Below are 12,741 nucleotides of genomic sequence, written 5' to 3' on the forward strand. Positions count from 1 at the left end.
TGGCCCCGGTCACATTCAGGTCACGTAGCAGCGGCGAGTGGTACGAGTAGGACGCACACCGGACACCGAAGGAGATGCCATGGGATCGGGACAGCAGACCTCGGACGCGGGGGTGGGCACGCAGGAGGAGCTGTCCGCCGAGATCGCCGATCAGCATGCGTCCTACGCCGCTGATCGCGCCGCCGGCGGACCCCCTGAGCTGCAGCCGCGCCTGGACTTCCCGCCCTACCGCAGCAGCCTGCTCCGACACCCCACGAAGGACCCCCACCACGTGGACCCGGAGACGATCGAGCGCGTCTCGCCGGCCTTCGGCCACACCGACGTCTCCCCGCTCGAGGCGGACCTCACCATCGCCCATACGGGTGAGCCGCTCGGTGAGCGCATGACCGTCCAGGGGCGCGTGCTCGACGGCGAGGGCCGCCCGGTGCGCCATCAGCTCGTGGAGGTCTGGCAGGCCAACGCGAGCGGCCGCTACATCCATAAGCGTGACCAGCACCCCGCTCCGCTGGACCCGAACTTCACAGGCACGGGCCGGTGCATCACGGACGACGACGGCTGGTACCGCTTCCAGACCGTCAAGCCCGGCGCGTACCCCTGGAAGAACCACCGGAACGCCTGGCGCCCGGCGCACATCCATTTCTCGGTGTTCGGCGACGCCTTCACGCAGCGGATCGTGACGCAGATGTACTTCCCCGGGGATCCGCTTTTCCCGCTCGACCCCATCTACCAGTCGATCGTGGACCAGGACGCCCGCGACCGGCTGGTCGCCACGTACGACCACTCGCTCACGTCCCCCGAATACGCCCTCGGTTATCGTTGGGACATCGTGCTGACGGGTCGCCGTGCCACGTGGACCGAAGCCGAAGGCGGAGACGAATGAGCATGCTTCCCCCCACCCCCGGCCAGACCGTAGGGCCCTTCTTCGGTTACGCGCTCCCGTACGACGACGGCCCCCGCCTCGTGCCGCCCCATGTACCTGGAGCGGTCCTCCTCCACGGCACGGTGACCGACGGCGCCGGAGCGCCCGTACCCGACGCCGTCGTGGAGATCTGGCAACCCGGGGCCGACGGCGTCCCGCCCAGCGCGCGCGGTTCGCTGGCGCGTGACGGCCGGTCCTTCACCGGCTTCGGCCGGTGCCCCACGCGCGACGACGGCACCTTCTCCTTCACGACGCTCGTCCCGGGTGTCGGCCCCGAGGGGCGCGCACCGTTCATCGCCGTCGCCCTCTTCGCACGCGGCCTCATGAACAAGCTCCACACCCGCATCTACCTCCCGCAGCACGGGGCGCTGAACGCCGTGGACCCGTTCCTTACGGGCCTGACCGTCGAGGAGCGGTCCTCCCTCGTGGCGATCGAGGAGAGGGACGGCACGCTGCGGCACGACCTCCGGCTGCAGGGCGCACGGGAGACGGTCTTCCTTGCCTTCAGCTGACGCCCTGTCCCTGTTCTCGCCCGCGTGGTCCGGCAGCGAGGTGGCCGAGGCCACCACGGACGAGGCCTACCTGCAGGCGATGCTCGATGTCGAGGCGGCCCTCGCCGAGACGGAGGCCGCACTCGGGGTCCTTCCGCCCGCGCACGCCGCTGCCATCCGCTCGTGCGCCGTCGCGTCACGCTTCTCCGTCGCCGATCTCGCATCCCGGGCCCTGGACGGCGGCAACCCGGTGATCCCGCTGGTGATGGACCTGCGCGCGGCAGCCGACGACGTCGCACCCGGTGCGGGAGGCTCGGTGCACGTGGGAGCCACGAGCCAGGACATCATCGACTCGGCGCTGATGCTGATGACGCGCCGCGCGACCGCCGTCGTCCTGACCGACCTGCGGCGAGCTGCCGCCGCCGCGGCGTCCCTCGCCCACGCCCACCGCACCACGCTCATGGCCGGGCGGACGCTGACGCAGCACGCCACCCCGATCACCTTCGGGCTCAAGGCCGCGCGATGGCTCGACGGGCTCACGGAGGCGTCCGCGGACCTGCGGCATGCACGTCACCGGCTCCCGGTGCAGTTCGGCGGCGCGACCGGCACGCTCGCGGCCTCCACCGCGCGGTCGGGCGAGGAGGTCGCGCTCGCCGTCGTCGACGGGCTGGCCGCGCGGCTCGGGCTTCGTGCCCCCGCACTTCCCTGGCACACGCAGCGCCTTCCGGTGACGCGCGTGGGTGACGCCCTCGCGGGGTGCGCCTCCGTGCTCGGGACGCTGGCCGCGGACGTCTCCTTCCTGTCGCGGACGGAGATCGGCGAGGTGGCCGAAGCCGTGGCCGAGGGCAAGGGCGGATCCTCGGCGATGCCGCAGAAGCGCAATCCTGTGGGGAGCGTGCTCGTGTCCGCAGCCTGCGCACCCGCCGCCGGGCTCGCCGCGGACCTGCACAGGGCGGCCGTCTCGTCAGACGAGCGTCCCGCGGGCGCGTGGCACGTCGAGTGGGCCGCGTTGCGGGACCTGCTGCGCACGGTCGGCGGAGCGGCTGCCCATGCTGCGGCACTTCTCGAAGGGCTGACGGCCGACGCCGGCCGCATGCGGGCGAACCTCGATCTCACGCAGGGGCTGGTGCTGGCCGAGCGGCTGTCGGTCGAACTCGGGCCGGTGATCGGTGCCGCGCACCTCCGCGATCTCGTACGAGCCGCTGGGACCGGCGGCGACCTCCGGGCGTCGCTGCTGGCGCTGCGCCACGAGGCACTACCGGACGGCAGGCTCGATGATGCCGACGTGCAGCGGCTGCTCGACCCCGCCGAATACCTCGGAGCGGCGCAGACGTTCATCCACCGTGCCCTGGCGGCCGATACCGTTGCCCCCTCGCAGGACGGAATCTCATGACGGCCCAGAAGGCACCCCTGATCCTCGGCCCGTCCCTCGGGACGAGCTCCCGTGTGTGGAGTGCGGTTCAGTCGCTCCTCGCGCCCGAGCGGCGCGTGCTTCCCCTGGACTTCCCCGGTCACGGCGGCGGCGGTCCGCGCACTGCCCCGTTCTCGGTGCAGGATCTCGCGGACGACGTCGTCGCTGCCGCTGACGACTCGGGGATCGGTCGCTTCCACTACGCGGGGATCTCCTTGGGCGGGGCGGTGGGGCTCGCCCTTGCGCTGTATCACCCGGAACGTCTGTATTCCATATCCGTTATATGCTCCGCCGGACGTATAGGGTCGGCGGAGGCGTGGCGTGAGCGTGCCGCTACCGTCCGTGCGCAAGGCACGCCCGTGCTCGTCGGTGCCTCGGCGGGACGCTGGTTCGCGCCCGGCTTCATCGCCTCGCATCCGGAGGTGGTGTCGGCCCTGCTGCATGACCTGTCCGATGCCGACGACGCGTCCTACGCTTTGCTGTGCGAGGCACTCGCCGCGTTCGACGTCCTCGACGATCTGGCCGGCGTCACCGTTCCTGCGCTGATCCTCGCAGGGGAGCACGACGGCGTGGTGACGCCCGACCACGCGCGCGCCACCGCCGAGCTCATCCCCGGGTCCTCGTTCGACGTCGTCGAAGGGGCCGGACACCTCGCGCCCGCGGAGAAGCCGGAGTCCGTGGCCGCCGCACTGCGAGCTTTCATGGGAGGAATCGGATGAACATCGGTGAGGGGAGGTCCGCGGAGGATTCCGAGCGCTACGACGCCGGAATGGTGGTGCGGCGCGAGGTCCTCGGCGCCGAACACGTGGACCGCGCGACGGCGAAGGCTGATGAGTTCACCGCCGAGTTCCAGGACATGATCACGCGCACGGCGTGGGGCGAGATCTGGACGCGTCCGGGGCTGGACCGCCGCATGCGCAGTGCGGTCACCCTCACCGCGTTGATCGCGCACGGCCACTGGGACGAGTTCGCGATGCACGTGCGGGCGGCCCTGCGCAACGGGGTCACGCCGGACGAACTCAAGGAGATCCTGCTGCAGTGCGCCGTCTACTGCGGCGTACCTGCTGCCAACTCCGCTTTCACGGTCGCGCAGCCGATCATCGCCGAGCATCGCGCGGCCGGGTAACGCTTCTCCCCGCCCGGCGGTCAACCGGTAGCGCGGTCCTCTTCATCCACTGCATTGTCGGATGCATCGTCCGCAGCCGCCCCGTCCCCTGAGCCCAGGGCGGTCGCTTCCCGGAGGGCTTGCCGGCGGTCGAGCTCGTCGCGGAGGTCGTGGTGCTCGCCCTCGGTCTCAGCGTCCACCTCGCCATCGCGGATGTACTGCGTGTCCCGCGCCCTGTGATTCCTGCTGTTGAGGATGTCGAGATCGTCCCGGTCGACCGACGTCAGATCCTCCGGGAAGTCCTTCTCGGGGTCGAGCCTGCTGCTGTCGGTCACGGGGTACCTCACTCCTGGGTTGCATCCGGGTGTGCCTTCGATCCGCGGCTGACGATACCGGAGGGTCCGAGCGATCACGGAGTGCGGATGGGACACTGCGTTGGTGATTGCCACCCTCGACCTACCACTCGTGCTCACGTGTACTGGCGGGAGGTTCGAGCTGAGAAGAGCGCGTCCGGAGGATATATGGACGCTGATGCTGCTGCTCGCGGACGACCCCGTGAGCGCCGAGCGCGGCGACCGGGCGGGCAACGTCGATCTCCGGGCATGTGCATCGGCGCTGACGGCGATCAGCGCGGATCCGTCCAACGACGTGCTCGTGATCGTCGGCGAGACGGACGTACCTCTAGCAATGATGCAACTCACGCGCATTCCCGGTCTGGCCCGTCGTGGAACCACGCGGCTTCTGGTCGAGGCGGTCCGGGTCGGGGCCGGCAACAGATCGGCCGGTATCGGTTCGGCGATGATGCGGTGGGTCCTCGACCTTGCGGCGCCCTCCCTCGAGGTCACTCTGGTGCAGTTGACGTCCGATGAGGTGAGGACGGACGCCCACCGGTTCTACGAGCGGCTCGGGTTCATCGGCTCCCATCGAGGATTCAAATACCACGTCGGATGAGCGCGGTGGTTCGTTCCCTACAATCGAGCATCGAGTTCGACGATTCGGCGCTTTTCCTCGTGCGTCAGGTCCGACAGGGCGAGGACCTCCTGAAGCACGGCGGACTTCCCTGCACCGATGCGACCATCCGCTCCACGCACGCGGCCCGGTGGGCCGAGACGGAGGACTTCACGCTCCTCCTCCTCGCGGACGCCTACCCCGACTCCGCGGTCATTGCTGACGACGCCGCACTCCTGCTGGCGGTCGTCGACGGCATCGCCGTAGCCAGGGCTGCGGAACAGAACCGCCGCATGACGCCCGCACGAGCGCTCCTGCTCATCGAGACAGTCCTGGACGGCTCGGCGGGTCGCTCGTAGTTCGCGTCGATGCGTCGTGTGACTGCCGGCGGAACTGCCGAGGTTCGGCAGGGTCGACGTCGCGCAGGGCGAGTCAGTTGCTCACTTCCTGGCCGGTCAGCGGAGCACCAATGCCAGACCGAGCATGGCGAGGGCGAGGATCGGGAAGAGCCACGTGGTGACGAGGGTGAGGGACCTCGCGCCCTTCTCGGTGCTCTCCGTGGTCGCCGAGCTGGGGTCGACGATATTTACGTCGTCGGTTGAAGGGGTCCGGACCGTCCTGATGATGGACAGTGTCACCATGACGAGGGCGGAGCCCACGAGCCAGGGGAGCGGTTCGGTCACCAACCAGGCGTCTGCACGGGACTCCGGCACGGTGACGGCTGAAAGAACTCCCGCAGCCCCACCGATACAACTGATCACGATGCAGACCCACAGATGGCGGACTATGGCATCGAGATAGAGCGGCAGGAGAGCGATGAGGGCCACGGGCGCGGCGAGGAAAGCCAACTGCGCCGCCGACACCAGCATCGGCTCGGCGCGTGTCCAGGGGACCACGGCCTGGTTGAACAGCAGGAAGGCCAGGAGCGAGAGGGTCACGGGCACGAGCGCCTCCCGCACCCACGCACGTTCCGGGGCGGCGGGGAGCTCCAGCGCCTCAGCATAGTCACGAGCGGTACCGAAGGTCTCCTCGGCGCCCTGACCCGTGTCCCCGAGCAGTTCCTTCGCACTCGCGACGGTGTCCCCGATGGCGCTTCCATGCACCTGTCGAAGCCGGAGTTCCATGACGAGCTGGTCAAACCATCGCTGATCGCTGGTTCGCTGGATCATGTCGGGTCCTTCTCGGTAGGTCGGTCGAGGTAGCGGACAGTGGTGTCGGAGAAGCGCACCCACCGGGCGCTGAGGCGGGATAGTTCAGCGCGGCCATGTGCGGTCAGGGCGAAGTACTTGCGGCCGGGGCCGCCGTCGCCCGCCCGCCATTCGGTCGTGACGAGGCCCGCCGATTCGTATCGGGTCAACAACGGGTACAAGGTTCCACCCTTGATCGTGCCGAGCCCGGAGCGCTCCAACTCGGTGATGATCGCGTACCCGTAGGAGGGGCCGGCAGCGAGCGCACGGAGGCAGAGGAAGCCCAGAGTGGCTCTGAGCCAATCGCTCGGCCACTCGGTACTCACTGCGGCCCCGGAGCTCTCCGTCATGGCGTCCATAACTAGATTGTCTCTCTAAGTAGTTAGCCTGTAAAGACCCGAGCTCATTCGGCGGGCGGTCCGGCCCGACCCACCCGTCGACGCAGTCGGCACACGAGGAGGACAGCATGGACCAGGACAACACGGACACAGCGGATCGCGATCACGACCTCGTCATCTACGGCGCCACCGGCTTCGTGGGCAGGCTGATCGCCGCCTACGTGGCGGAGCACGCGCCGGCGGGCCTGCGTGTCGGCCTCGCAGGGCGATCGGCGGCGAAACTGGCGGAGACCCGGTCCGGGCTTCCTCCCGCAGCGCACGCGTGGCCCCTCCTCGAGGCCGATTCCACGGACGCGGACTCCACGGCAGCGCTGGCGGGGCGTACACGGGTGCTCTTCACCACCGTGGGCCCCTACATGAAGTACGGCCTACCCGTCGTCGAGGCCTGCGCGCGCGCCGGAACCCACTACGGCGACCTCACGGGTGAGGTGTCCTTCGTCCGCGAGGCCATCGACCGCTACGACGCCCTCGCGACGGCGAGCGGCGCCAGGATCGTCCACTCGTGCGGTTACGACTCGGTGCCCTCCGACCTCGCCGTGCTGATGCTCCACCGGGCAGCGGAGGCCGACGGCGCGGGCGGTCTGACCGACGTCCAACTGGTCGCGACGGCCAAGGGCGGTGTCAGCGGGGGCACGATCGACTCCATGCGCGGACACCTCGACGGCGTGCGATTGAGCCCTGCGCTCCGCGCGCTCGCGGAGGACGCGCACTCCCTCAGCCCGGACCGGGGGCGCGAGCCCGGCGCGCATCAGCCACCTGACGCCGGCCCGGTGCAGCAGGCGGAGAACGGCCTGTGGACCGCACCCTTCGTCATGGCGCCCTACAACACGCGGATCGTCCGGCGCAGCAATGCGCTCCAGGGGTGGGCCTACGGGCGCTCGTTCGAGTACGGCGAGGTCTCCGGGACGGCGCGCGGAGCGGCGGGAGCGGCCATCGCCCGCGGAACCGCGGTCGGCATGCGCGCCTTCCTGCGCGCCATGGCGTTCCCGCCCACCCGTGCGGTCCTCGATCGCGTGCTCCCCGCACCGGGACGAGGCCCCAGCGTGGCCACGCAGCAGAGCGGCTGGTTCCGCTCCGAGGTCACCGCCCGCACCGAGCGCGGCGCCCGGTACCGCGCGGTGGCAGCGGGACCGGGTGACCCCGGGTATGCGGCCACCGCGGTCATGGCGGGCGAGTCGGCGCTCGCGCTCACGCTCGACGGCGACCGGTTGCCCCCGGTCAGCGGGTCACTGACCCCCGCATCGGCCCTCGGCGACGTGCTCGTCGAGCGGCTGCGGGCAGCCGGACACACCTACGAGGTCACCCGGCTCGACTGACGGAAGCGGCTACACCCCGGGTACGACGTCGACGCTCGGAACCCGGGTCTCTGGACAGTCCAGAGCCCCTGCCACGGCGTGTTGCAGCGCGACAGGCGCCGAGCGGCATCGAAGCCCCCGAGTCCGGCGGGTTGCAGGTCAGCGCAGCAGCGGCACGTCCAGCCTCGCCTCGAGCTCCTCGAACGTGGTGCCGAAGACGTCGCGGACCCGCACGCCGTCGGGCGTCAGCAGGAACACCGCCTCGCTGGTGTAGATGCGCGTCACGCACCCGATCCCGGTGAGCGGGTAGGAGCACGCGGGCACGAGCTTCGGAGCGCCACTGCGATCGAAGAGACCCATCATCACGTAGACCTCGCGCGCGCCGGTGGCGAGGTCCATGGCGCCGCCCACGGCCGGGATGGCGTCCGGGGCGCCGGTATGCCAGTTCGCGAGGTCTCCGCCGGCGGACACCTGGAAGGCGCCCAGCACACAGACGTCGAGGTGACCGCCGCGCATCATGGCGAAGGAGTCCGCGTGGTGGAAGTAGGCGGCGCCGGGCAGCTCGGTGACGGGAACCTTGCCGGCGTTGATGAGGTCCTCGTCGATGTCCGCACCGTGCGCTTCGGGGCCCATTCCGAGCATGCCGTTCTCGGTGTGCAGGGTGACGTGCTGCTCCGGTTCCAGGTAGTTCGCCACGAGAGTGGGCTGGCCGATGCCCAGGTTCACGAAGCTGCCGGTCGCGATGTCACCGGCGACCAGCTGCGCCAGCGCCTCGCGCGTCAGGCCGCCGCTCATCGGGTGCGCCCCTGTGCGGGCGCCCGGACGTCTGACGGGTGGAAGCCCGGCCCGGCGTCGGACGCGGACGGGTGGGCACCGACGACGACGGCGGCGACGGGCGCGCCGATCGACGGCCCGGGCACGGGGGCGGCCGGGATGCGCACCATGGTGTCGACGAAGATGCCGGGCGTCACCACGTGCTCGGGATCGAGCAGGCCGACGTCCACGACGTCCTCCACCTGGACCACGGTGCGGCGCGCGGCCGTGGCCATGACCGGCCCGAAGTTCCGGGCGGTCTTCCGGTACACGAGGTTCCCGGCGCGGTCAGCGCGGTGGGCCTTGATGAGCGCCACGTCCGCGTGCAGCGGGTACTCCATGACGTAGCCGCGGCCGTCGATCACGCGTGACTCCTTGCCCGCGGCGAGCGGGGTGCCGTAGCCGGTGGGCGTCAGGAAGCCGCCGATACCGGCTCCGGCGGCGCGGATCCGTTCCGCGAGGTTGCCCTGCGGCACGAGCTCCAGCTCCACCGTGCCGGCGCGGTAGGCACGGTCGAAGTGCCACGAGTCGCTCTGCCGCGGGAAGGAGCAGATGATCTTCCGCACGCGTTCCTCCCGGATGAGGAGGGCGAGGCCGGCGTCGCCCTGGCCCGCGTTGTTGTTCACGATGGTGAGGTCCGTGGCGCCGCACGCGAGCAGCGCGTCGATGAGCTCCATCGGCTGGCCGGCATTCCCGAACCCGCCGATCATCACCGTGGAACCGTCCGCGGTCCCGGCGACGGCGTCGGCCGCCGTTCCCATGATCAGCACCATGCCGCTACCTCCCCGTGTTCTCGAGCACGACGGCGAGGCCCTGGCCCACGCCGATGCAGATGGCCGCCACGCCCCACTGGACGCCGCCGCCGCGCATGCGCTCGGCGAGGGTGCCGAGGATCCGCACGCCCGAGGCGCCGAGGGGATGACCGATCGCGACCGCTCCGCCCCAGGCGTTCACGATCGCCGGGTCCACGCCCCAGGCATCCGTGCAGGCGATGGACTGCGCTGAGAAGGCCTCGTTGAGTTCGACGGCGCCGACCTCGTCCCAGCCGATTCCTGCGCGTGAGAGTGCTTGGTTCGCGGCCTCGACCGGCGCGAAGCCGAAGAACTGCGGATCGAGCGCGTGCGCTCCACGTCCCGCGATGCGCATGCCCGGGGTGAGCCCGGCGCGGGAGCCGGCCTCGGCGGACCCGATGAACGCCGCGGAGGCGCCGTCGTTCAGGGGTGAGGCGTTCCCGGCGGTGATCGTGCCACCGTCCTCGGTGTCACTCGCGGGCCGGAAGACGGGTGTGAGGCCCGCGAGCTTCCCGGGCGTGGAACCGGGGCGGATGCTCTCGTCACGGGTCAGGTCGACGCCGGGGACCTCGGTGACGAGGGAGGCGTACCGGCCCTCGTCCCACGCGGCAACGGAGCGCCGGTGCGAATCCGCGGCGAACGCGTCCTGGCGCTCACGGGAGATGCCGTGCCGCTGCCGCAACTGCTCGGTCGCCTCGCCGAGCGACGCCGTCCACGCCTCGGGCATGGCCGGGTTCACCAGGCGCCAGCCGAGCGTGGTGGAGACCATGGCCGTGTTCTGCGTGGGGTACGCGCGCTCCGGCTTCGGGACCACCCAGGGCGCTCGGCTCATGGACTCGACGCCACCCACGAGCACCAGCTCGGCGTCGCCCACCGCGACCTGGCGGGAGGCGATCATCGCGGCATCGAGGCTGGAGCCGCACAGCCGGTTCACCGTGGTGCCGGGCACCGAGACGGGGAGCCCGGCGAGCAGGCCGGCCATGCGTGCCACGTTCCGGTTCTCCTCGCCGGCGCCGTTGGCGTTGCCGAACACGACGTCGTCGATCGCGGCCGGGTCCACGCCGGGGTTGCGCTCGAGGAGGGCCCGGATGACGTGCGCCGCGAGATCATCGGGGCGCACGGAGGCCAGCGCGCCGCCGAGCTTCCCGAAGGGCGTGCGGACGGCGTCGAACAGGAACGCCTCGGTCATGCCCGGCTCCCGCCGAGCCCCATGTCGAGGCCCGTGTAGTACTCGGAGACGTGCGCCATGCCGTTGGGCGAGCGCACCAGGTGGCTGAGCTGGCCGAGCTGCACCTGGTAGTCGAACTCGTCGGCCTCGGTGGGCGCACCCGGCGTGCTGGAGAAGCGGTGCAGCATGCGGGTCATCCAGGTGGAGAAGTGCTGGATCTCCCAGATGCGCTGCACGGCCTTCTCGGAATAGGTCTCGAGGCCGGTGGAGGAGTGATGGAGGAAGTGGTCCTGCAGGGCGGTGCTCAGCATCGCGACGTCCCAGACGGCGAGGTTGAGGCCCTTGGCCCCGGTGGGCGGGACGATGTGCGCGGCATCCCCCACGAGGAACAGCTGCCCGTGGCGCATGGTCGAGCTCACGAAGCTGCGCATGGGCGTGATGCCCTTGTCGAAGATCTCGCCGTGTGCGAGGCTCCAGCCCGGGGTGGCGAGCCGCTCGTCCAGTTCCGCCCAGATGCGGTCGTCGGACCAGTTGTCGATCGAGTCCGCGGGGTCCACCTGCAGGTAGAGCCGGCTCACGCTCTCGGACCGCATGCTGTGCATCGCGAAGCCCTTCTCGTGGAGGGCGTAGATCAGCTCGTCCGTGGAGGGGGCCACGTTCGCGAGGATGCCGAGCCAGCCGAAGGGGTAGTCGCGCTGGTAGGTGGTGAGGTGCGTGGAGGGGATGCTCGGGCGGCACACTCCGTGGAAGCCGTCCGCGCCGACGATCACGTCGCACTCGAGGCGGTGCTCGCCGCCGTCGTGCGTGTAGGTGATGGACGGGCGGTCCGACTCGAGGTCGTGGACGGCGACGTCCGTGGCCTCGTACAGGGCGGGCGTACCGGCGGCGTCGAGGCTGGCCACGAGGTCCTTCACCACTTCCTGCTGGCCGTACACCCATACGCTGCGGCCGATCAGGTCGGTGAAGGGCACGCGGTGCCGCTCCTGCCCGTACTGCAGGTAGATGCCGTGGTGCTTCAGGCCCTCGCTGTGCAGGCGGTCCCCGAGGCCCGCCTCGGTGAGGAACTCCACGGTGCCCTGCTCCAGGACGCCGGCGCGGATGCGGTCCAGGGTGTACTGGCGGTCGCGTTGCTCGAGCAGCACGTTGTCGATGCCCGCGCGGTGCAGCAGGTGCGACATCAGGAGACCGGCGGGCCCGGCCCCGATGATTCCCACCTGTGTGGAGCGTGTCCGTCCGTCGCCTGTTCCCGTCGCCATCGACCCACCGTCCCGTTGCCTACCGCGTGTTTGTTCACCAGTAGAACATCTGTTCCTCTGGCGTACAAGTGGGGTGGGCCTCGTGACTAGGATGCTGGGATGAGCGTGGAGCAGGAGACCCCCGACCCCAGCGGCCAGTACGTCCAGTCGCTGGCGCGCGGCCTCTCCGTGATCCGCTGCTTCGACAGCGAGCATCCGCAGATGACGCTCAGCGAGGTGGCGCGTGAGACGGGCCTGACGCGCGCCACGGCCCGCCGCTTCCTCCTGACCCTCGTCGAGATCGGCTACGTGCGTACCGATGGCCGGCAGTTCGCGCTGACGGCGCGTGTCCTCGAGCTCGGCTACAGCTACCTCTCCGGCCTCTCGTTGCCCGAGATCGCCCAGCCGCACCTGGAGGAGCTCTCCGCCGAGCTGCGCGAGTCGACCTCCGCCTCCGTCCTCGACGGGCATGACGTCGTCTACGTGGCCCGCGTGCCCACGCGCCGCATCATGAGCGTGGGGATCAACCTCGGCACCCGGTTCCCGGCGTACGCCACCTCGATGGGGCGCGTACTTCTGGCGGACGTAGACCGCGGGACACTCGACGAGTACCTCGCGACGGCGGACCTCCGCCCGCTCACGGCGAACACGGTGCACGAACCCGAGGCGCTGCGGCAGATCATCGCCCGCGCGGGCCGTGACGGCTACGCGTCGGTGTCCGAGGAGCTCGAGGTGGGGCTCCGCTCCATCGCCGTGCCGGTGCGTGACCGGGACGGGCGCGTCATCGCCGCCATCAACGTGTCCACGCAGGCTTCCGGAAGTGAGGACGTCGTCGCGATCTACGAGCCTCCACTCAGCCGCGCGGCTGCCGCGATCGAGCGTGACATCGCCGCCGCGAAGCCCATCACGGCGCTGATGCTGCGCCCCTGAGGGTGGAGGAGAAAGCTCTCGGGGCCATCGGATCCCGGCTCCGAGCGTGA

At 70.5% G+C, this 12,741-nt stretch carries 16 protein-coding genes; 9 read left to right on the forward strand and 7 right to left on the reverse strand.

From position 1 onward, the window contains the following. Positions 1–79 precede the first annotated feature (79 nt). Genes pcaH through pcaC form a run of 5 tightly spaced genes read left to right on the forward strand, consistent with a single transcriptional unit; the run spans position 80 to position 3,947 of the window. On the forward strand, positions 80–880 hold the full coding sequence (pcaH, locus tag AC4D12_RS10800; protein ID WP_490949918.1) for a protocatechuate 3,4-dioxygenase subunit beta: 801 nt from the start codon (positions 80–82) through the stop codon (positions 878–880). Beyond that, complete coding sequence (gene pcaG / locus AC4D12_RS10805; protein ID WP_490949919.1) at positions 877–1,431, forward strand: protocatechuate 3,4-dioxygenase subunit alpha; 555 nt, start codon at positions 877–879, stop codon at positions 1,429–1,431. The genes pcaH and pcaG overlap by 4 nt, the downstream gene beginning before the upstream one ends. After that, the gene (locus AC4D12_RS10810; protein WP_490949920.1) at positions 1,418–2,803 is read left to right on the forward strand and encodes a lyase family protein; all 1,386 of its coding nucleotides are present in this window, start codon (positions 1,418–1,420) and stop codon (positions 2,801–2,803) included. Before pcaG ends, AC4D12_RS10810 begins: the two co-directional genes overlap by 14 nt. Next, entirely contained in the window at positions 2,800–3,540 is a 741-nt protein-coding gene (locus AC4D12_RS10815; RefSeq protein WP_490949921.1) for an alpha/beta fold hydrolase, read from the forward strand. The genes AC4D12_RS10810 and AC4D12_RS10815 overlap by 4 nt, the downstream gene beginning before the upstream one ends. Then, positions 3,537–3,947, forward strand: a complete 411-nt coding sequence (gene pcaC / locus AC4D12_RS10820) for a 4-carboxymuconolactone decarboxylase (protein WP_490949922.1) — start codon at positions 3,537–3,539, stop codon at positions 3,945–3,947. Before AC4D12_RS10815 ends, pcaC begins: the two co-directional genes overlap by 4 nt. A 20-nt stretch (positions 3,948–3,967) precedes the next feature. Here pcaC and AC4D12_RS10825 read toward each other — a convergent pair whose 3' ends face one another. Then, on the reverse strand, positions 3,968–4,261 hold the full coding sequence (locus tag AC4D12_RS10825; RefSeq protein WP_490949923.1) for a hypothetical protein: 294 nt from the start codon (positions 4,259–4,261) through the stop codon (positions 3,968–3,970). Between the two features lie 196 nt (positions 4,262–4,457). On the opposite strand from AC4D12_RS10825, the gene AC4D12_RS10830 reads away from it, so the two are divergent. Next, on the forward strand, positions 4,458–4,877 hold the full coding sequence (locus tag AC4D12_RS10830) for a GNAT family N-acetyltransferase (protein ID WP_490949924.1): 420 nt from the start codon (positions 4,458–4,460) through the stop codon (positions 4,875–4,877). A 5-nt stretch (positions 4,878–4,882) separates the two neighbouring features. Next, positions 4,883–5,233: a hypothetical protein gene (locus AC4D12_RS10835; RefSeq protein WP_490949925.1), complete on the forward strand. Its 351-nt coding sequence runs from the start codon at positions 4,883–4,885 to the stop codon at positions 5,231–5,233. A 96-nt stretch (positions 5,234–5,329) separates the two neighbouring features. On the opposite strand, the gene AC4D12_RS10840 is transcribed toward AC4D12_RS10835, so the two are convergent. After that, positions 5,330–6,043: a hypothetical protein gene (locus tag AC4D12_RS10840; RefSeq protein WP_490949926.1), complete on the reverse strand. Its 714-nt coding sequence runs from the start codon at positions 6,041–6,043 to the stop codon at positions 5,330–5,332. Further along, positions 6,040–6,420: a PadR family transcriptional regulator gene (locus AC4D12_RS10845; RefSeq protein ID WP_490949927.1), complete on the reverse strand. Its 381-nt coding sequence runs from the start codon at positions 6,418–6,420 to the stop codon at positions 6,040–6,042. The genes AC4D12_RS10840 and AC4D12_RS10845 overlap by 4 nt, the downstream gene beginning before the upstream one ends. A 107-nt stretch (positions 6,421–6,527) precedes the next feature. On the opposite strand from AC4D12_RS10845, the gene AC4D12_RS10850 reads away from it, so the two are divergent. Next, entirely contained in the window at positions 6,528–7,775 is a 1,248-nt protein-coding gene (locus AC4D12_RS10850; RefSeq protein WP_490949928.1) for a saccharopine dehydrogenase family protein, read from the forward strand. Positions 7,776–7,913: 138 nt separating this feature from the next. Here the strand turns inward: AC4D12_RS10850 and AC4D12_RS10855 are convergent, their stop codons facing one another. Genes AC4D12_RS10855 through AC4D12_RS10870 form a run of 4 tightly spaced genes read right to left on the reverse strand, consistent with a single transcriptional unit; the run spans position 7,914 to position 11,782 of the window. Then, positions 7,914–8,549 (reverse strand): 3-oxoacid CoA-transferase subunit B, encoded by a 636-nt coding sequence (locus AC4D12_RS10855; RefSeq protein ID WP_490949929.1) that lies wholly within the window; start codon positions 8,547–8,549, stop codon positions 7,914–7,916. Further along, positions 8,546–9,340, reverse strand: a complete 795-nt coding sequence (locus AC4D12_RS10860; RefSeq protein WP_490949930.1) for a 3-oxoacid CoA-transferase subunit A — start codon at positions 9,338–9,340, stop codon at positions 8,546–8,548. The genes AC4D12_RS10855 and AC4D12_RS10860 overlap by 4 nt, the downstream gene beginning before the upstream one ends. 4 nt (positions 9,341–9,344) lie before the next feature. Beyond that, a complete protein-coding gene (locus AC4D12_RS10865; RefSeq protein WP_490949931.1) occupies positions 9,345–10,547 on the reverse strand; it encodes a thiolase family protein in 1,203 nt (400 codons plus the stop codon). Further along, positions 10,544–11,782 (reverse strand): 4-hydroxybenzoate 3-monooxygenase, encoded by a 1,239-nt coding sequence (locus AC4D12_RS10870; RefSeq protein ID WP_490949932.1) that lies wholly within the window; start codon positions 11,780–11,782, stop codon positions 10,544–10,546. Before AC4D12_RS10870 ends, AC4D12_RS10865 begins: the two co-directional genes overlap by 4 nt. Positions 11,783–11,881: 99 nt before the next feature. On the opposite strand from AC4D12_RS10870, the gene AC4D12_RS10875 reads away from it, so the two are divergent. Next, positions 11,882–12,691, forward strand: a complete 810-nt coding sequence (locus AC4D12_RS10875) for an IclR family transcriptional regulator domain-containing protein (RefSeq protein ID WP_490949933.1) — start codon at positions 11,882–11,884, stop codon at positions 12,689–12,691. The last annotated feature ends 50 nt before the right edge of the window (positions 12,692–12,741 follow it).

The organism is Arthrobacter sp. TJ-266 (genome assembly GCF_058269115.1).